Raw genomic sequence first — 19,992 nt, forward strand, 5'->3', positions numbered from 1 at the left:
GGCCTACTTCTTATTCATTTCTAAAGCTTTTCTTCTTTCTTCAAGCTCTTTTTCATCTCTTTCTTGATGCTCTCTCGCTCTTTGTTCAAATTCTCTCGCTCTTTGTTCGGCTTTGGCTTTTTTCTTTTCTTCTTTCAAGCGGCGTTTTTCTTCTTTAGGGCTTGGTTTTGACGCTTCTTTAATAGCGTTATCCTCTTTTAAAGCAGGAGCGTTTTCTGCGCCTTTTTGGTTACCCTCTTTTGAAACAGGAGCGTTTTTGTTTTCTTGATTTTCTTTTGCGCTTTTTTGGATAGCGTTATTTTGATTATTAGCAGGTTCCATATCGCGCCTTCTGGTCTTAACTTCTTCTTCAAACCCGCTATTTCTTGGCTTAACTTTGTTTTCTTCTAAAGGCTTTTCTTTAGCTTTATGCCTTTCTTGCAAATAAATAGGAGCGTTCCCTTTTTCGCCTTTTTGAGATTTTTTAGATGCCGATTTTTCCACAACGGGATAAAGTTTTGGCTTAAAATCGTTATAATCTAAATAATAGCGATCGTAATACACCCGATTTTTATCATAAAACACCCCTTTATCCAAACGATTAGATGAAAAAAACTTAAAACTGCCTATAGTTGGCGTTTTATAGACATTATACGAATCAAAATCATTCAAATCCACCTCTATCACATACCCGCGCTTTTCTAAAGAATACAATTTATTATGGTTTAATACAATGGTATTAAGCGACGCAAAGGGCAGTTTCACGCTGTTTAATTCCCTCAAACTCTTATCCATTTGCAAAATCTGCCCGTCTAGCGTGAGCACATATAAAGTCCCCTTATCATAAAGCAAATCTATAATATCCCCATCATAGTTGAACTCTTGACCGCTCACGACTGAGAGTATCCTTTTCCCTGTAGAAGCGATCATGTTATTGCCATCTACGATAAGGTAGGTGATATTGTTAAAAAACTTATCGCTGCTGATAACAATGTTTCTAATAGGCGTAGGGTTTCCATGCACATAATCCACGACTAACAAGCGCCCATCTAGCATGGGGAACACCACGACCGTATCCATAAAAATAGGCATCGCCATTAAAGAATTGATCGTGGTGCTTGGGGAACCTTTCTCACTAAAAAGCAATTTTTGAGAAGTGATGTCGTATAAATTCGCTGAATTGTCCGCTAACACCACCGCTAAAAGATTCCCTTTAACGCTCGCACTCAAGGCAAAAGTCTCCAAAGGAATAACGATAGATTGTTGGCTGGCGTTAGGGTTATTGCTAATCAATTCCACTTGATGACAGACTTTATCTTGGACTTCCGCTTCAACGCCCTTTAATTTCAATTCCGTTTCTTCAGTCTTAGCCGCCTTGCTTTTGCTTGTTTTTTTATCAATCTTGTTCAAACAATCTTGCGCAAGGATGAAAAACCCTTGACTCTCATTTAAAAAACTGCTTTCATAATTGAAATTCTTACCGATTCTTAATTGCGTTAAACCTTTATCGCCTATAACCGCTCCATTTTTCAAAATGGCTCCATAACGATTAGACGAAACGATACTTTCTTGCAAATGGTTAGGGAAATACGCTTCGCCTTTAACTTGGTGTTTAGCGGGTTTGAAGTATTTTCTCATGTTACAGCCGCTAAAGGCAATTAGGGCTATGAGTAAGATTAAAAATGGTTTATTCATCAAATCAATGCGTTCCTTGAATGGTTTCTTTCTTTAGATTGGTTGGTTTGGAAGGGTTTTGCTGAATATATTCTAACATTCCATAATGTTTTAAAACAGAGATTATAGCATAGAGTGAAGAACTTAGAGGGATAGTTGATAAACTTTGATGCGCTTTTTTGATTGCGTCTTTAGAATTTTCTTCATACAACAAGTTCACTTCTTGTAAAGCGCTCATTTCTTTAAGAATGGGGCTTTTTTCAAGCAGGTTTTTATCTCTAGAGAGCGATGCGTAAGAATATTTGGCGAACGCTTTAACGACTTCATTAGAAGATTGCGAAAGCCTTTTAAACTCGTTTACATCGTTTCTCTCACTCGCTCTGGCGAACTGATACAAGTCATACAACTCTGGGGCGACTTCTTTCAATCTTTTTTGCAAGGCTATGTTATTAGGACTCTCTAGCACTTCATTATAAATTTGAGTGATCCGCTCTCTCGTTTGCTCATGCTTATAATCTTGTAATTTTGTATCCCCTAAATAAGCGATAAAAGCCACCACGATAAACAACAACACCCACTTGTAGCGTTTGAAAAACTTTTCTAATCTAAACGCTCCTTCTAAAAGCTTTTCATCGCTTTTAAATTCGTTTCTGACTTGCTCTAAATTTTCCTTAATGCTCATGCCTTACTCACTCCTGTGCTGCCAAACCCCCCGCTACCCCTTGAAGTTTCATCTAATCGTTCGCATTCTATAAATTCGGCTTTATAAGTTTTTTGAACCACCCCTTGGGCGATCCTATCCCCTACTTGAACTTTAAAATCTTTATCGCTCAAATTCGCTAAAATAACCTTAATTTCGCCCCTATAATCATTATCCACCGTGCCAGGAGAATTTAACACCATCACCTGATGATTCAAAGCCAAACCGCTACGGGTGCGCACTTGTAATTCATACCCCACTTCTAAAGACAAACAAATCCCTATTTTCACCAACCCCACGCTATGAGATTTGATCATTACTTCTTCTACAGCATGCAAATCAAAGCCTGAAGAACCATCGGTTTGGTATTTAGGGATAAGGGCGTTTGGGTGGATTTTTTGGATTTTAATTTTCATCAAAACAAATCTCTTTATAATAAATGTCTAAAATTTCAAAATCGCTTTCGCCATTAGGCAATTGAATGCTCACCGCATCGCCCTTGCTCTTACCTATCAAGCTCTTAGCGATCGGCGAACCAAAAGAGATCAATCCTTTAGCCGGATCGCTCTCCACGCTCCCTACTATCGTATAAGAAAACTCTTTATCGTTGTCTAAATTAAGGATTTTAATCGTGCTGCCAAAACTCACTTTATTATGAGCCAAAACGCTCGGATCAATCACTTGAGCGTTAGCGACAATTTCGCTTAAATCCACGATTCTCGCTTCAATGAAGCGTTGTTTTTCTTTAGCGGCATGGTATTCAGCGTTTTCTTTCAAGTCCCCATGCCCTCTAGCAATATCAATTTCTTTCACAATATTGGGCCGTTCCACCTCTTTTAATTGCTTTAATTCCGCGCAAATCTTATTGTATCCATGCATACTCATAGGTTCTTTATTCATTTAATCTCCTAAGCTTATTCAGTAGAGATTATAGTAAAAATTAAGTTAAATTCAGCAAAAAAGCCATTTCATTAGCGATTTTTCTCGCACTCCCACTGGCTAAATATTCCCTTAATCTCAAACTTTCTTTAAAATAGCGCTCTCTATCCATTTCTTCATACGCTTTTAACAAACCCTCTACGCTCAAAAAATGCTGGATCAATTCCGGGTGCAATTGGCTCTCCCCAAGCCCTGGAGTCTCATTATTTAAGGCGTTATAAAAGATGTTCGCTAAACCTATATAATGCAAATTGACAAGCATTCTAGCGATCAAAAAATCCATCGTTTTAGCCCTATACGCTAACACAAAAGGCGTGCCAATCAAAGCAGCCTCTAAAGTCGCTGTGCCGCTGCAAATGAACGCAAATTCCGCTTCAAACAAACTCTTATGCGCATCATAAGAAATTTCAAATAATTCAATGTCTTCTCCATAAAGGGCTTTCAAATCCAACCCCTTAAAGAAACTCGGCACCACCAACACACGCCTTTTAAACCCTTCGTTTTGTTCTAAAATTTGAGCCGCTTTGACAAACAAAGGGAATATTTTAGCGATTTCGCTTTTCCTACTTCCTGGCATAAACACTAGAGTTTCGCCCTTAATATCTTTTTTATAATATTTAATCTCATCTAATAAAGGGTGTCCTACATATTGAGCCTTTTTTTGGTAATAGCCCACTTCAAAAGGTAAAATCGCTCCCAAAAAATCGCAGTATTTTTCAAGGCTTTTAGCGCGCCATTTTTTCCATGCCCAAACTTGCGGTAAAATATAATACATGATTTTTTTATGCGGATCTTGTTTTTTGATTTTTTTGGCTAGGGGGATATTGAAAGAAGAAGAATCCATTAAAAGCACCATATCCGCTTGTTTGGCTAATTGGACCATTTCTTTATGGGCTTTGAGTAAAAACCCCAAACGGCCTATCACGTCTCTAAAACCCATGACAGAAAATTCTCTAGGGCTATAGAGGGCCTCTTTGCCTTCAAACACGCCAATAAAACGATAATCTTCAGGCAAATTGTGGCGTAATTCCTCTAAATGAATATTAGAGCTCGCTTCTAAAGCGCTCACTAAAATCGTGGGCATTATTTGTCTTTCAAAAGGTTTTGGACTTGATAGAGCTTGATTTCTTTATGCAAATCCCTTAATTCAATTTTGAGTAACGAATTTTCAAAATCTTTTTTAGAGAGATGGTTTTTTAAAAGCCTGTTTTCGCGCAAAACGCTGCGGTATTGCAAGTAAATCCCTTCATCAAACACGCGCTTGCTTGGTTTTGCCATTATAACCTGATTGTCCTTAGTGTAAATTTCCACTTCTTCAAGGGCTTTAGGGAAAATTACATCCACTTCTGTATTTTGCACTTCTTTGTTTAATCGGGAGTTTTCTTTTTCTAATTTTTTTTGATAGATTTCTTGCTTCAAACCTTTTAAAGCGCTCTTTTTCTTACGCAAAATTTCTTGGACCTGCTTCAATTCCAAACGGATTTTTTTTAAAACTCCTCTAGTGTCTTCAATTTCTTGCTGGTAAGCGTTCAATTCTTCTTGCATCGGTTTTTATTCCGCTAACATTTCTAAAGACAACAAACGCATTTCGTTGCCTTGAGTGATAATAACATTCTTGCTGTGGCATTTCTCACACACCCCATAATCTAATGCGTTAGGCTTAAAAACATGCGAACAATCCTTGCATTCTAATTCAACCTTTTCATCTACAATGTCTAAAATAGCGTCTTTACACACCAAAGATTCTTCTCTAAAAGTCTCAAACGCGCTCACAAACAAGCTCTTATCCATAGCGCTTCTTTCACCAATACCGACCACGACTCTTTCAATCTTATGGGCTTGATTTTTCTTCGCATGCTCTTCGCAAAGAGCGATTAAAGAAGAAACGACCGAGTATTCATGCATACTAAACCTTAATCTTTAAATTAGCCCCTATTATATTGTATTAGAGTAATCTTTTAGTTTATTGCTTAAGATTCAATAGGGTGTTAAGGATTTGATCGGATGTGGTTACCGCTTTAGAGTTCGCTTGAAACCCCCTTTGAACCACAATCAAATTCGTTAAACTCCGGCTCAAATCCACATTACTAGACTCTAGTTTAGATCCTGAGATCGAACCTCTACGCCCCGTATTAGCCGCACCGATTAAGGCTTGCCCTGAGTTTCCGGTTTGAGAAAAGACATTCCCGCCTAAAGCCTGTAAGCCCGCATCGTTAGCGAAATTCGCTAAAGCCACTTGAGCGAGCGCTAAAGTCCTGCCATTACTGAACGCTCCTAAAAGCACCCCATCTGAATCAAAGCGGACATCCATCAAATCGCCCGCTTGATAGCCGTTTTGCTCAATCGCATAAGTTTCAGAAATCTTATCCACGCTCGTTAGCCCATCAAAACTTCCCGATGAACCAAAGGCTAAATTGATGCGTTGGGGAGCATCAGCGCCATTTTTAGGGTCAAATTGCAAAAGAGGCGGATTCATGCCTGCAAGCGATCCGTCGTTATTAAAATGCAAACGGCCTCCCTCAAACACATTAGGCCTAGCCGCTGACCCTCCTACTAATTCCCCAGGCTCAGGAACGATCACCCTGAAATTCCATTCCGCCCCCCCACTCCTATAAAACTCAATGCGCATGGCGTGTTTAGTGCCTAAGCTGTCTATCACATCAATGCTTGTCGCATGCGTAGCGTGGGTGAATTTAGAACTGCTCGCTGACGCTCCCCCCTCAATCAAAGAAGCGGTATTAAGCCCTTTCATGGCGTTTTTAAACAAAACATTGTTCGTTACGCTGTCTGAAGAATACCCGCTCACAAAGATATTTAGATTTTCTTTAATGACATTTTTATTGTCTTTATTGTTGATTTCAAACATGCCGTATTGATTGATTGTAACCCCTATAGAAGCCGCTGAGTCCTGGTAATTGTCCGCCAAGCTAGGATCTTTAACGATATTAGCGTCATGCTGGATTAAGGCGCGCAAGTCTTCAGTGGTCCTAAACTGCCCAATATCCGCATTAGGGCTGATAGAATGCGTATAACTATATTTGAAAGCCGTTACATCTTTATCGCCGTCTAAAAAGTTGGCGAACGCCCCGGTCCCGGCTTGGGTAACCACAATGTTTTTAAGCTTTTCATCGCCGTCTAATTCATTGGTGTTTTCCAAACGCAATTGTTTGCCGTCCAAATAAGCTTCAATGCCTGTTTGGCTTTTGACCGCATTGATCGCATTTTTGGCTGCCACTAAGCTTGAAGTCCGGCTCACCGCTGAATCGTTTGTGAAAGAAATCTTAACCCCATTCAATTCAAGCGTGCTGTTTTCTGCAGAAGAGAGGATGTCTTTGACCATTTTTGCACTCTTATAGCTCACCCAAATCCCTTGATTTTCATTCAATAAAAGAGCGTCGCCATCTTCATTGTATAAAGATCCCATGTCTTCGGCGACTTGAGCAAGATTTGTGCCTGAATCATACACCGGATTAATGCCATCTGAAGGGGTTTTAGCCGAAGAATCCAAAGCAAATATCGCCGCTGTTTGATCGGCATGCCTTCCAGCGTTTAAATTCGCCCTCATAGAAATGCGGTTGCTCGCTCTGGCTGGCATCACCATTCCTGGATCAATTCTGATGTTTTCTAAAGGGCCGGTGTTATCCACTTTTAAAGCGTCCGTATCGCTCCCTTTATTGCCGGTATCGCTCCCGTTCCTCACCCACCCTTGCACCACAAGCCCGCCGGTGGTAACCAAGCTCCCTTGCGAGTCAAAAAGGAACTCCCCATCTCTAGTGAAATTGCGCGTAATCCCCCTATCAGGGCTAATGATAAAAAAGCCATCGCCTTGAATCGCTAGATCGGTTTTGACATCTGTGTTTTGGATATTGCCTTGCGAAAAGATTTTAGTCGTCGCATCCACGCCTACCCCAAGCCCCACAGAAAAGTCATTCTGCCCTGCTAACCCGTTTTTATAGGGCGCGGTAGCGATGAGTTTGACTTGAGAGAGCATATCCACAAAAGAAGCCCTAGAATATTTAAAACCAGTGGTATTCACATTCGCAATATTATTACTCTCAATATCCAAAGCGATTTGGTGGGCTTGCATCCCATTGACACCAGACCATAAAGACCTAAGCATGGTTATCCTTTAATGTAAAGAAATTCAATCTATGCCAAAATAAAGCAAAAGTCGTTCCTAAATAGCTTTTTAAAAGGATTGGTTGCGGATTTTAAAGTTTTGTTAATCAAAAAGATCAGTCAAATTCATAAGGAAATAGGGGGGTTTTGCAACACCACCCCCATAACGCTTTTTAAAGCTTATCGCTCAAATTTAAGAATCTAACTCGCTTTAGTGCAAAATCGCGCATTCATGATCTTGAATCTCTTCGGCTGAAGCGCGATTTAAAGTCAATGGGTTAAATCGTGTCGCTAACAAGACAAAGGAGTTATCGCTTTGTTGCACCACCGCCAAACCATAGTCTCCCATGCGTTTGTGCGCATTAGGCACTTCTTTAGCAAGCATGACAAACGGGCTTTTTTGCGCCAATTCGCTCTCTGTTACCCGACGCACCAAATATTTATGCCCACTCAAGCCCCCTGATAATGGCGACCAACGGCTGTTGATTTTTTTTAGGTTATTATCAAGCTGTTTGCGCGCATCAAGGCTAATGCAAGAGATATGGATGTGAAAATGGTTTTGCGAGCGCCCTTTACTAGAGTTAATCGTCAAAGAAATTGCGCTATTAGGAATGGGTTTGCCGTATTTTTTACTCATAAAATCGCGTGCTTGCCATGATAAATAAAAAAAGTTAGGCGTGGAAAAATCAAGCAGCAAAGGGTTTTCAATACCGCTAATGTGAGTTGTTGGCATCAACAAATATTGCAACGGACCGTTAATATCTTTTAAAACCACATAACCGGCATCGGGTTTGACTTCTATGCATGGCGAAGGATTCTGATTTTTCTCATAATTAGGCAGACATTTCTCAAAAACAATCTTACGCAACACATTCGGATCTTTAGCGTTTAAACTCATAACAACGATAGCCATTACCGCTAAAAAAAGAAAGCCCGCTTTTTTCATCTTTTTTGCTCCTTGTTTTTCTTGTTTTTAATGAGAGTTTTTGCAAACCCTCTTGTTATTTTTCTACAATAGTGGTTAAAAGCTTTAATCATTATGATTATTTTAATAAATTTTAACTTATTTGCTCCATTTAGTAACCTATTTTTAAAAAGAGCTTTTTGAATACTAACTAGAAAAAATTTAAATTGATAGCATTAAAAAGATCTAAAAGAATTTTTTAAAATATTAAATAGCTTGAGCTAAGCAGGTGATAATTTTTCGTCATGCGATCTTAGGGGGTTGATACTTGTCAAAATAAAGCGTTTTATAACCTTGATTTAGGTAATATCATCACACTAATACCACAATAAGGATAATTATCATGCAAGATTTACCCCCATGCCCTAAATGCAACGATGCCTGCACCTACCATGATGGCACGCAATTGGTTTGCTCTAGCTGTTTGTATGAATGGAATGAAAATGAAGCTAATGATGAAGAATTGATCGTTAAAGATTGCCACAATAATCTTTTACAAAATGGGGACTCGGTCATTCTCATTAAGGATTTAAAGGTTAAAGGCTCATCTTTAGTGCTTAAAAAAGGCACTAAAATCAAAAATATCAAGCTTGTCAATAGCGATCACAATGTGGATTGTAAAATAGAAGGGCAGAGCCTGTCTTTAAAATCTGAATTCCTCAAAAAAGCTTAGGAAAATACAAAAGCTTAAGAAAAGCTTAGTGGTTTTTTAAGCTTGTAAAAATCATTTTTTAGAAAAAATCAACTTATCCAGCTTGAAAAAAATCACCGCTCCAATGGTTTGCCCCAAAAAAAGATTGAGCCACAACGGAAAATTGAAATAATAAAAAACCTCCATAAAAGGCAGCATCACCAACGCACTCAACATCCATCTAAGCCAATAAACTAAAAACAACTTAGAAGCGTATTCTGTGCCAAGTTTCTTAAAAAATTCTCGCATAAAGACAACCCTTTAAACCCTTTTTGCAAACTCTCCCTAAAAAGGAAAGCCCGCTATCAAGGAATATTCCTAAATTTCATGCCTTTAGACAACCGTATAGGACACTCTTTTTTCAAAAAGTTTGCTCTCGTAATTGCCTAAATCCCTACCATCCACAAGGGCAAAGGCATCGCCAAAAGTCGCCAATAAGGCAGAATCTAACTGCATGTCTTTATGGCGATTCAACGGGATAAAAACTTCCTTGTGATTATTTTGAAAATCAAACGCTAGGAATGAATCTTTCAAATACACTTCCACTCTAGGAGCGTTTTTCACCACGCTGTTTTGACCCAGTTTCAAGCCTTGCACTTCAGCGCTTTTAATCCCACACGCATGGCATAAGGACACAAACATGCTCTCTTTTGAAATGGTTGCAAACCAAGGCAAACTCTCACGCTTGGGTAAATTTTCTTTACCCTCTAAAGCCTTCTGTCTCTTAGGCATCTCATGCTTGATAAACGCATAAAAATTGCGAACGCTTTCTTTAGGGGTTGTTCCCTTGAGCTGGTTGGCAATGTTAGCCACGCTCGCATCGTCTCTTTCATAACGCCCCATTGCTACAAAATCGCTCGTTTCAAACAAACGCTCATTCAATTGATAGCTAGCGATCTCATAAGACAAATGGACTTGCTTTTTTTGAGCGCTTTTTAAAAAATCCACTTGCAAATAAGGCACTCCAAAATTGAGCATGCTTTTATAGCTGGCATGATTGCCTTGTAAATGCACATTGCTCGCTACAACACTCGGCATGGGAATGAAAAGCGAAGTGTGTTCTGCAGAATCAAAATCAATGCTGTATTGAGCTTCTATTTTATATTTTGCAACACTCCCTTTGCTTTCTTCTGCCTGCAAAATCTGTGCTCCTAAAACAGCACCTGTAGCGCCTAAAGCAGTCGTTTTAATAAAATCCCTTCGTTTCATAACTATAACTCTTTATTGTAATTTTTAAATTCGTTGAATGAATGAAAAAATAGGACACACCACCAAAGGACTGATGAGTATCCAAAAACCTAAATTTTGAAAGACAAAGCGTTCCTAAAAAATAAGAACGCTTAAAGAAAAGGGTTACTTTTTCTTTTTTGTGTGGTGCATGTCTTTTCCATGCATGTCTTTCATCATTTTTTGGTGTTTTTCAAGAGCTTTTTTAACCCCCTCAGCGTATTTGGGGTCAGCTTTCTTGAAATGCTCCAATTGTTTATCCACAATTTCCTTATGGGTAACATGAGCCAAAGACTCTCCAATAGTGTCATGCAACCTTTCTTTTTCATCAGCTGGCAATGAGCGGTAGTAATCACCTGGTTGGGTGTAGTAATCGCTATCATCAGCTCTGTAATCCCAATTCCACACTTCAAACTCTTTCTCAATATGAGCTAAGTTGAATTTAGGATCTCTCGCGCTCTTATCTTCTTTATAGCCAGGCAATGAGCTAGGCGTATAGTTTTGTAAAGAGCCGTAATACCCATTTTGCATGTAACCATCTCTGCTAGAAGAGTGGAACGGGCATCTTGGTTTATTAACCGGTATTTGAGGGTAATTAACCCCTAAGCGGTAGCGGTGTGTATCCCCATAAGAGAACAAGCGCCCTTGTAACATCCTATCAGGGCTATAGCCAATTCCAGGAACGACATTAGCCGGACTGAATGCCGCTTGCTCCACTTCTGCGAAATAGTTTTCGGGATTTTTATTCAACTCTACAATGCCCACTTCCATCAACGGATAATCTTGGAGGTACCAAATTTTAGTCACATCAAACGGATGGAATCGATACTTCTTAGCATCTTCTTCTGGCATCACTTGAACGCTTAATTTCCATTTTGGGAAATCCCCTCTAGCGATCGCATTGAATAAATCCCTTTGATTGGAATCAGGATCATATTTTCTGACTTCTGCGGCTTCTTCGTTAGTCAAGTGCTTAACGCCTTGCATGGTGTGAAAGTGGAATTTCACCCAAAAGCGTTCGCCTTTAGCGTTGATAAGACTGAAAGTGTGACTGCCAAAACCATCCATGTGGCGGAAAGATTTAGGAATCCCTCTATCGCTCATAACCCATGTTACTTGGTATAAGCTTTCAGGAACATTACTCCAAAAATCCCATACCATGTCATGGTTAGGCAAATTGGTTTGAGGATCTCGTTTTTGAGTGTGGATGAAATCAGGGAATTTGATCGCATCACGGATAAAGAAGACAGGCGTGTTGTTCCCTACTAAATCCCAGTTACCTTCTTCAGTGTAATACTTCATCGCAAAACCTCTAGGGTCTCTTACCGCATCCGCACTGCCTCTTTCACCAGCCACAGTGGAAAATCTGAAGAAGCATTCGGTTTTTTTGCCCACTTTAGAGAAAATTTTCGCTTTAGTGTATTTAGTGATGTCTTTAGTCACAGTGAAAGTGCCATAAGCTCCGCTTCCTTTAGCATGCACCACCCTTTCAGGGATTCTTTCTCTGTCAAACGCCGCTAACTTTTCCAAAAACCAAGTGCTTTGTAATAAAACAGGACCTCTAGGGCCGGCCGTAATCACATTGTTGTCATCCCAAACGGGAGCGCCAAAAGCAGTGGTTTGTTTCACATCTTTATTAACCATCTTTTTTCCTTTATTTGATCTTAAATCTTCGTAATCTGACACTAAGCCGATCACTTGTGGTGATTATTACATAATTTGTTATACAAAGACTAACAAGATTCAATTTCCTTAAAAAATCCTTTTTTAAGAATTAAAAAAACCCCTTAAGTATTTCTATTCGTAACAATTAATGAAAATAAGAAAGATTAAGAACAAAATTTTATTTTTAATCTGGTTTTAATAATAATTATTATACTATTTTATATCAATGCATTGACGGATTTTGTTTTTTTTTTTTTTTGATTTTTATTTTTTGAATTTTTAAATTTAAGGAGAGTTGTTGGATGTTTTTAAGATCATACCCAAGGCTTAGATACGCTTTATGTTTACCCCTACTCGCTGAGACTTGCTATAGCTCGGATCACACTCTAGGCAAGGTTACCACCCAAGCTAAAAGGATTTTCACTTACAATAATGAGTTTAAAGTAACTTCTAAAGAATTGGATCAGCGCCAAAGCAATGAAGTCAAAGACTTGTTTAGGACTAACCCTGATGTGAATGTGGGCGGAGGGAGCGTGATGGGGCAGAAAATCTATGTGAGAGGCATTGAAGACAGGCTTTTAAGGGTTACGGTGGATGGGGCTGCGCAAAATGGCAATATCTACCACCACCAAGGCAACACCGTGATTGACCCTGGCATGCTCAAAAGCGTGGAAGTGACTAAAGGTGCGGCTAATGCGAGCGCAGGGCCAGGAGCGATTGCGGGAGTGATTAAAATGGAGACTAAAGGAGCGGCCGATTTTATCCCTAGGGGGAAAAGTTATGCTGCGAGTGGGGCGGTGAGTTTTTATACCAATTTTGGCGATCGAGAGACTTTTAGATCGGCTTACCAAAACGCGCATTTTGATATTATCGCTTACTACACGCACCAAAACATCTTCTATTATAGAAGCGGCGCTACAGCGATGAAAAACCTTTTCAATCCCACACAAGCCGATAAAGAGCCAGGAACTCCTAGCGAGCAAAACAACGCTTTAGTTAAAATGAATGGTTATTTGAGCGACAGAGACACGCTCACTTTCAGCTGGAACATGACACGAGATAACGCCACACGCCCTTTAAGGAGCAACGCTATAGGGTTAGCCTATCCTTGTGAAGCCCCTTTTAGTCCTGATGGCGCTCAAGGGTGTCCTAATGTGCTAGATAGTTTCACAAGGTATTTGTATCACTCTATTAATAGCACCAACAACTTTTCCTTACAATACAAAAGGGAAGCGGGAAATTCTTTTGGCGACCCACGATTAGATTTTACCCTTTATACAAGCATTAGAAACGCTCAGTTTGATCCCCTATTTGATCCTAATGGCGTTTATGCTAAATTCCCCACTTCTTTAGCGAGCGCATGGGAAAAAGAAAATTACCCATGCGTGGAAGGTGCTTATTGCACCCCAAGCTTTTCAGATGTGGATAAACCAAGCTCACAGCCTAGGGATTTGTTTTTAAACAACACCGGCTTAAACCTTAAAGTCGCGCATGTGATTGATGAAGCCACAGACAGCCTTTTTGAATACGGATTCAATTACCAAAATTTAAGCGTTTTTGACGCTCGCATCCCTAAATCAGAATTATACAGGCCTAATCAAGTTTATACTGATGATAAAGGACAAAAACAAATCGCTTGCTCTCTTGTGGATAATAACCCCAATGACCCTACGCTATGCCAAAGAGGGAAAGCGAACGGGAATATTTATGGAGGCTATGTGCAAGCGAATTACTCGCCTCATAAAATCATCACTTTTGGAGCCGGGGTAAGGTGGGACGCTTACACGCTTTATGATAAAGATTGGAACCACCGCTACACTCAAGGCTTTAGCCCTAGCGCAGCTCTTGTGATAAGCCCCATTGAGCCTTTATCTTTAAAAATCACTTATTCTCAAGTTACAAGGGGGGTTATGCCAGGAGATGGCGTGTATATGCGCCAAAACGATTTGCGATACGCTAAAAATATCAAGCCTGAAGTGGGCTCTAACGCTGAATTTAATATTGATTATTCAAGCCAGTATTTTAGCGGGAGGGCTGCGGCGTTTTATCAAGCTTTGGATAATTTCATCTCACAATACGCGCAAAATTTGATTGTAACCAATTTAAATCAAGCGATTAGGATTTATGGCTATGAAGTGGGTGGGACATTCAAATACAAGGGCGTGAGTTTGAATGTGGGGATCTCGCGCACCTGGCCCACCACCAGGGGGTATTTAATGGCGGATAGCTATGAGCTTGCCGCAAGCACCGGTAATGTTTTTATCATCAAATTGGATTACACCATCCCCAAAACAGGGATCAATCTTGCATGGCTTAGCCGTTTTGTTACCGGTTTAGATTATTGCGGGTTTGATATTTACTTGCCTGATTATGGGACGGCTGAGAAACCCAAAACCCCTACCGATTTAGCCAAATGCGGATCTAAATTAGGGTTAGTGCATATGCATAAACCGGGTTATGGCGTGAGTAATTTTTATATCAATTGGAGTCCTAAAACCAAAAGCCGCTGGAAAGGTTTGCTGCTTTCTGCTGTGTTTAATAATGTTTTCAACAAATTCTATGTGGATCAAACAAGCCCCTATGTCATGAGCCCAGATATGCCAGGCACTGACGCTGTTAAAAGAGCGATCGCTGAGCCTGGGTTTAACGCGCGTTTTGAAGTGGCTTACAAATGGTAGTTAATGGAGCTTTAAGCGTTGCGCATGCGTGATAGCAACGGCTATCGCATCGCTAATATCCAAAGGCTTGATTTCGCTTGTGATGTTAAGCAAGCGCTTGACCATAAAGGCCACTTGCTCTTTAGCGGCTTTCCCGTTACCGGTTAGGGCTTTTTTGACTTGCAAGGGCGTGTATTCGCTAAAATTACCGATCCTTTCTAAAATCTTTAAGGACAACGCCCCTCTGAATTGCGCGAGCTTGATCACGCTTTTTGGGTTATACCCAAAGAAAATATCTTCAATCGCTACTTCATGAACTTCGTAACGATCCAATAAGCAATCTAAGGCTTCTATTAAGTCTAATATTTGTTCTTGCAAGCGTGTCGTGGTGATGTTAATGAACCCGGCCGTGATTAAAGAAAGCTTGTTAGAAGTGTGAGAAATGATAGCATACCCGCATTTCCTACTGCCCGGATCTATTCCTAAAATACGCATCAACCATTCCTGTTTATTTATCGCAAGGTTTAAAAAACGCTATTATTATATCCATGTTTCTTGTTAGAATAAAATACAAGATTGCATTAAGAACTTTTAAAAAATTTAGCATATAAATAAGGGAGCAATAAATGAAAGCAAACACAATCATACTAGTGGATTGGGAGAATTTCAGGCGCGATATTAAACAAACAAAATGCGTTAATTACAATATCGCTTTAGATGTGATCGTTACTATTAGGGCTTTTTTACTGGATGATGAATGGATTAGTCGTATTTACTTTTATACCACCCCACCCTTTGATTTTGAACATGCGTTATGGGATAAGAGGAACGACACCCTCCAAAATGAAAAAAATCCGGGAACAGAAATGAAAATCTTCACGAGCAGCGACATTGAAGAGATCTTGCAAAGCAGTGAAGCGACTAAATGGGAGAAGATTTATAGCGATGTGGAAAATTTCCAACACGATCTGGCTTCATTGGATCAAGTGGAATTGAGGTTAGGGAGGACTAAGTTAAACGCAATAAGGGTAGAGTTTGATGGGAGTTATAGGGCGTTATTGGAACAAAAGCAGGTGGATATGCTCATGGGTCTTGACATTCAAAGAATAGCCTTTAAAAAAATAGCTGATAGGATTTTGATATTTTCAAAAGATACGGATCTAATCCCAGCGCTCAAATTAGCCAGAGATGAGGGGTTAAGGGTGGATATTGCCGATTTGTCTAACAGATTGTCCCTTCTTAGCCAGGATTTGAAATACAATTCGGATAAAGTGAGGAAATTGAGCAGTAACGAAGTCAAAGACAAGCTTTTTTCCATCAGAGAAAATCTCACTAAAACCAACTGGGCTTAAACTAAACCATAAAAAGGGTTATTTCATTTTTATAGAGTTTAAAAAATCATTTTTTAAAAACTCAATTATTGGCGTTTGATTAAAACAAGGCCAGAATTTTTAAAGGGGTTTTTAGGCTTATCTTTCTCATACTGACTGGGTTGGGTAGTTTATTGCCTTGCTTATTCTTTTGTGGTAGGATTGGGGTTATTAGAGTTTAAAGAAGAAGCTAAACGCTCTCCATCTTTTGTAATTAAGTTAGGGTCTATAAACTTAGCTTGCTCTCTAAGATTTCCTGCTTTCTTTTCAAACCCTATAATAACCCACTCACTCTTTAATGATTCGCCTTATCCATTATCCTTCTCGCTTCTCCTATAGATTTGATTGTAGCTATACTCTTCGTTAGTTTTCATTTCTTGACTTCCTTGACTTTTTAAAGTTTTTGTTTTATAGTTTCAATGGTAGCCCACTCATTGCTTTTTAGCATTTTTAGCTATCCTGCGGAATGAAAGAGTGGATAATGTCCGCCTTGTCAATCTCTGCTTTAACATCATTTTTATTTTTCATTCATTCTCCTTGTGTTATCCTTGAAAAGATTTAGGTCGTTATTTGACTTTGTTGGGGTTTTTATGGTAGCATCCTTACAGACATCGCTATAGGAACTCGACCTATGGTTGCCCATTAGAGGGTTTGGTGTCTTGCATTAAAGCTTTGATTGATGCATCATTTTTAAGATTAATTCATTTTTTACCCCTTGACTTGTTGCTTCTTTTTGTGTGATTATTAAAGTATGGGTTAGAGAATAATTTTCTAACCCACACTAAAAACACTTTAAGTGTGCCAAGAGACCCTGACACATAAGACGCAAGGGCTTGTGTATAATCAAGGTGAGGCTTTTTAATCCTTTTCATTTCTCACTCCTTGTGTTTAATTTTTTATGTTAAAGTTTCAAAACACATTAGCTTTATCAAATATGTCTAGCACTCAGCTCATAACTGGTGTTTAATCGCTATTTTTGAGATTTTGCTAGTGTTTTTTATAGATTTATCCTTATCATTTCGTTTTACGCATTTTTTTGCATTGTTTTTAGCATTAGCTCGTGCTTTTATGCTCGCATTTGTGCTAATGGGCTTAAATTTGTAGGCTCTGGTGTTCTTTCGTTTAAATTTTCTTGTTATTTTAATAAAACTTCTTGACTTGTTAGCGGTTTTTGTGTATTGTTATTTTCAATGGAGTTTAAGGGTAGAGTCTCACTCATTGTTATTAGTGGATGAGCGTATAAATTTCCGCTACTCTCTGTCTTCTCATATCTTGTTATAATCCAATGATTAGGTGATTTTTCTCCTTTCCAATTATCCTTTAACCTACTCTTATATTTTGGTATTCAATAGCTACTCTGCCATTTTGTTCAACCTTAACGCCTTTGTCAATCACTTCCGGTATCGTTTTAATCACGCTTATGGCGTAATCTTTGGCTTCTGTTTCATTCGCTCCCTACTTTATCTTATTAGGCTATCCTACGCTCTATTATGCGCACTAAACTAAAAACCTTTTTTAAGAACGCAGTTGTTGTAAGGCTTCTTTAATCGCTGCTTCTATGCTGAGATTGGGTTTTAGGGTTTTTAAGACTTGGTTGATTTCAGCGCTTTTAAAGCCCAAACTCTCTAGGGCTAAAAAGACTTCATTGCGTGCGGGCTTATTTTCATCTTGAATGAAAAAGCCAATCAAATCCACCATGATCTTATCAGCGAGCTTTTTGCCAATGCCTGGGACTTGCTGGAGTCTTTTGACTTCTTTAGTGGCGATAATGCTTTCAAATTCGTTCGGCGAAAAGCTTGAAAGAATGGCTAAAGCGATACGCCCCCCTACCCCATTGATTTTTAAAAGCCTTTCAAAGAGGATTTTTTCACTCTCTTCTAAAAATCCGTATAAAAGATGCGCATCTTCTTTGATCACTTGCAAGATTTTCAAACGCGCTTTTTGGCCCGCTTGAAGCAAAGCAGAAGTGCGCATAGAAACTTGCACCCCATAAACAACCCCTTGCACTTCTATATGTGCTTCTAAAGCGGAGATTTTTTCCACAACCCCTATCAAACCCACTATCATTTTTATCCCTTTTTTATCTCTTGCTTTAGCCTTTTATAGCGCTTTTAGGGATTTTTTTGATTTTATGATCTTCATAGATCACATCCACGCTTTCATTGTGGCTTAACATGGCGGTTGAATTGCTCACTTTAGGGTAATTGCGATGGTAAATCACGATATTTTCTTGCTTGAAAGGGTTTTTAGTCGTAATGCTTGCATGCTGGAAGCTGTTTTCTATGCTGATGAGTTTAGCGTAGCATTCGTTATTGATTTTTTGCAATTCTAACATTTGGGCTTTTAAGATTTTCAAACGCTTTAAAGCAAACACAAACTCGCTATAAGCGTCTTTCACGCTTTCTTGTTGCATTAAAGAGCGTTTGATTTCTTCGGTGGCGTTTTTAAGCTTTTCCATGATGGCTTGATGGTTTTTGACTAAATGGTTTAAGGACTGGTGCTGAGCGATGATTTTTTTGGATTTTAACCCTAATGCATTGAGTTTTTGTTTAGCGGCTTTCAATTCTTCTTGGTTTTCTCGCCCCCCAAAAGCGTAAAAAATAAAGCGGTTGCCATTACCATCCACCTCATCAATCCAACATTGCTTGGAAAAATACAGCTTGTTGTCGCTTTTGAGCTTTTCTAAAGCGATTTCTTTCGCATAGACCACGCTCCCTGCGCTCGCTTCCACTTTAACGCTATTGGCATACACTTTAGCGCGCTCTAAATACTTGCACTCAAACTCTTTAGCGTAGCACACGCCCTTATGGTTAGTGATGCACGCTTTATTGGCATAGACATAGCTTTCAGGGTGGATTTGCCCCTCTATAGTAATTTCTTTAGCCACTAAGATCACATTCTTGCCCACATTGCCCTTAATGTTAATCGCGCTCGCTTCTAAAATGAGGTTAGAATCAATCGCATCGCTCAACTCGTCTTTAGCTTGAATCTCTAAAACTAACCCGCTCTCCACTCCCCCTAAAAGATTAGGCGTTTCAATGGATTTGATCCCGTTTTTGAAAATAAAATTTTGCTTAGAAACCAAACGCCCTTTTTCCATTTTAACCCCTTGTAAGGCTTTGGAGTAATACACTAAGGCGTTATTTTCTTCTCTCTCTTCAAAAGCGTTTTTGTCATGCCCTATGGGGGTGGGCGAATTAGCAACTTTAGGCAATTCAATATAAAGGCCTTTAAGGTTACGGCCGTCTCTGCCTTGTTTGGGGTAATTCACGCAAGCGATTTTTTGATTTTCTTTAGCGATATAATCATTTTCTTTAACAAACGATTCTTCTTGATCGCTTAAGGGAATAATATGCACTGGAAGGTATTCTTCTTCTAATAAAAAATGGGATTGTTCTTCTGTATTAGGGATAAAGGTTGAAGAAGCGTATAAAACAAAGCGCTTGTTTTGGGCTTCTTTTTGATATTTTCTCAATTCTGTTTTTAAATTTTCATACATTTGTGAAAGGTGGCGAAACACCACGCCTTGAAAGGCTAAACACTCTTTAATATACGCAAACATTTCTTGGTAATGCTCTTCAGTGTCTAGAACAATAAAACACTCATCTAGAATGATTTCTATTTTGCTTAAATTTTCATCCACTTCCACTTCAAAAAAGCGCTTATAAGCGTTTGATTTGATTTTAATGTCGTGGGTTTGATAAAGGGTTAGCTCTTTTTTTTCATAGTATTCATCTTCTTCTAATTGCTGCAATTCCCCACCAAAAGCCTCGCTAAAATCGTCTTTAGCGCTGTTTTTGATAAAAATAGAAGTTTTTAAAATCTCAAACCATAGATCTTCTGTTTGTAATTTATTTTCAGCAGCCGCTTTTTTTAATTCTTTTTGAATGTCTTTGCACCGCTCAACTTTTATAGGGGCAAAATGCTCCAAGCTCATTTTTTAATCCTTAAATGGTATAATATAAGAATTTGAAAAAAGGAATATGCTAACAAAAAAACACTGAAAA

Annotated in this window: 17 protein-coding genes and 2 pseudogenes; 3 read left to right on the plus strand and 16 right to left on the minus strand. The window is 39.1% G+C overall.

The window, feature by feature from the left end; translation table 11 throughout:
• Positions 1–3: 3 nt before the first annotated feature.
• The 9 genes and pseudogenes from pgbB to cdh form a co-directional block, all read right to left on the minus strand.
• Positions 4–1,674 carry a plasminogen-binding protein PgbB gene (gene pgbB / locus DQL14_RS05495; RefSeq protein WP_108169026.1) on the minus strand — a complete coding sequence of 557 codons (1,671 nt, stop codon included), beginning with the start codon at positions 1,672–1,674 and terminating at the stop codon, positions 4–6.
• A 4-nt stretch (positions 1,675–1,678) separates the two neighbouring features.
• Positions 1,679–2,335, minus strand: coding sequence for a hypothetical protein (locus DQL14_RS05500; RefSeq protein ID WP_108169027.1), 657 nt, complete (start codon positions 2,333–2,335; stop codon positions 1,679–1,681).
• Positions 2,332–2,769 (minus strand): dUTP diphosphatase, encoded by a 438-nt coding sequence (gene dut / locus DQL14_RS05505; protein WP_108169028.1) that lies wholly within the window; start codon positions 2,767–2,769, stop codon positions 2,332–2,334. Before dut ends, DQL14_RS05500 begins: the two co-directional genes overlap by 4 nt.
• Positions 2,759–3,253 carry a transcription elongation factor GreA gene (gene greA, locus DQL14_RS05510; RefSeq protein WP_001031343.1) on the minus strand — a complete coding sequence of 165 codons (495 nt, stop codon included), beginning with the start codon at positions 3,251–3,253 and terminating at the stop codon, positions 2,759–2,761. Before greA ends, dut begins: the two co-directional genes overlap by 11 nt.
• A 40-nt stretch (positions 3,254–3,293) precedes the next feature.
• Positions 3,294–4,376 carry a lipid-A-disaccharide synthase gene (gene lpxB, locus DQL14_RS05515; RefSeq protein WP_108169029.1) on the minus strand — a complete coding sequence of 361 codons (1,083 nt, stop codon included), beginning with the start codon at positions 4,374–4,376 and terminating at the stop codon, positions 3,294–3,296.
• Positions 4,376–4,837, minus strand: coding sequence for a nickel-binding protein Mua (mua, locus tag DQL14_RS05520; RefSeq protein ID WP_108169030.1), 462 nt, complete (start codon positions 4,835–4,837; stop codon positions 4,376–4,378). The genes lpxB and mua overlap by 1 nt, the downstream gene beginning before the upstream one ends.
• A gap of 6 nt (positions 4,838–4,843) precedes the next feature.
• Positions 4,844–5,197, minus strand: coding sequence for a hydrogenase/urease nickel incorporation protein HypA (hypA, locus tag DQL14_RS05525; RefSeq protein WP_000545280.1), 354 nt, complete (start codon positions 5,195–5,197; stop codon positions 4,844–4,846).
• Positions 5,198–5,255: 58 nt separating this feature from the next.
• Positions 5,256–7,412 (minus strand): flagellar hook protein FlgE, encoded by a 2,157-nt coding sequence (gene flgE, locus DQL14_RS05530; protein ID WP_097552156.1) that lies wholly within the window; start codon positions 7,410–7,412, stop codon positions 5,256–5,258.
• Positions 7,413–7,622: 210 nt separating this feature from the next.
• Positions 7,623–8,449: pseudogene (gene cdh / locus DQL14_RS05535) on the minus strand (CDP-diacylglycerol diphosphatase).
• Positions 8,450–8,718: 269 nt separating this feature from the next.
• Here cdh and DQL14_RS05545 point away from each other — a divergent pair.
• Positions 8,719–9,048, plus strand: a complete 330-nt coding sequence (locus DQL14_RS05545; RefSeq protein WP_001153341.1) for a zinc ribbon domain-containing protein YjdM — start codon at positions 8,719–8,721, stop codon at positions 9,046–9,048.
• Between the two features lie 51 nt (positions 9,049–9,099).
• On the opposite strand, the gene DQL14_RS05550 is transcribed toward DQL14_RS05545, so the two are convergent.
• The 3 genes from DQL14_RS05550 to DQL14_RS05560 form a co-directional block, all read right to left on the minus strand.
• The gene (locus DQL14_RS05550; protein ID WP_001206523.1) at positions 9,100–9,315 is read right to left on the minus strand and encodes a hypothetical protein; all 216 of its coding nucleotides are present in this window, start codon (positions 9,313–9,315) and stop codon (positions 9,100–9,102) included.
• 84 nt (positions 9,316–9,399) lie between these two features.
• Positions 9,400–10,275, minus strand: a complete 876-nt coding sequence (locus DQL14_RS05555) for a twin-arginine translocation signal domain-containing protein (RefSeq protein ID WP_108169032.1) — start codon at positions 10,273–10,275, stop codon at positions 9,400–9,402.
• A gap of 144 nt (positions 10,276–10,419) precedes the next feature.
• Entirely contained in the window at positions 10,420–11,937 is a 1,518-nt protein-coding gene (locus tag DQL14_RS05560) for a catalase (RefSeq protein WP_108169033.1), read from the minus strand.
• Positions 11,938–12,260: 323 nt separating this feature from the next.
• On the opposite strand from DQL14_RS05560, the gene DQL14_RS05565 reads away from it, so the two are divergent.
• Positions 12,261–14,636 carry a TonB-dependent receptor gene (locus tag DQL14_RS05565; protein ID WP_108169034.1) on the plus strand — a complete coding sequence of 792 codons (2,376 nt, stop codon included), beginning with the start codon at positions 12,261–12,263 and terminating at the stop codon, positions 14,634–14,636.
• Here the strand turns inward: DQL14_RS05565 and ruvC are convergent, their stop codons facing one another.
• Positions 14,637–15,110, minus strand: a complete 474-nt coding sequence (ruvC, locus tag DQL14_RS05570; RefSeq protein WP_001919287.1) for a crossover junction endodeoxyribonuclease RuvC — start codon at positions 15,108–15,110, stop codon at positions 14,637–14,639.
• 131 nt (positions 15,111–15,241) lie between these two features.
• Here ruvC and DQL14_RS05575 point away from each other — a divergent pair, with 131 nt between their 5' ends.
• A complete protein-coding gene (locus tag DQL14_RS05575) occupies positions 15,242–15,967 on the plus strand; it encodes an NYN domain-containing protein (protein ID WP_000646773.1) in 726 nt (241 codons plus the stop codon).
• 1,084 nt (positions 15,968–17,051) lie between these two features.
• Here DQL14_RS05575 and DQL14_RS08865 read toward each other — a convergent pair.
• The 3 genes and pseudogenes from DQL14_RS08865 to DQL14_RS05595 all read right to left on the minus strand — a co-directional run bounded on the left by DQL14_RS08865 (position 17,052) and on the right by DQL14_RS05595 (position 19,922).
• Positions 17,052–17,380 (minus strand): annotated as a pseudogene (locus DQL14_RS08865) (DUF3519 domain-containing protein).
• A gap of 120 nt (positions 17,381–17,500) precedes the next feature.
• Entirely contained in the window at positions 17,501–18,052 is a 552-nt protein-coding gene (gene ruvA, locus DQL14_RS05590; protein ID WP_108169035.1) for a Holliday junction branch migration protein RuvA, read from the minus strand.
• A 25-nt stretch (positions 18,053–18,077) separates the two neighbouring features.
• Positions 18,078–19,922 carry a FapA family protein gene (locus DQL14_RS05595; protein ID WP_108169036.1) on the minus strand — a complete coding sequence of 615 codons (1,845 nt, stop codon included), beginning with the start codon at positions 19,920–19,922 and terminating at the stop codon, positions 18,078–18,080.
• Positions 19,923–19,992: the final 70 nt, after the last annotated feature.

Source organism: Helicobacter pylori NCTC 11637 = CCUG 17874 = ATCC 43504 = JCM 12093 (genome assembly GCF_900478295.1).
Taxonomy (GTDB): domain Bacteria; phylum Campylobacterota; class Campylobacteria; order Campylobacterales; family Helicobacteraceae; genus Helicobacter; species Helicobacter pylori.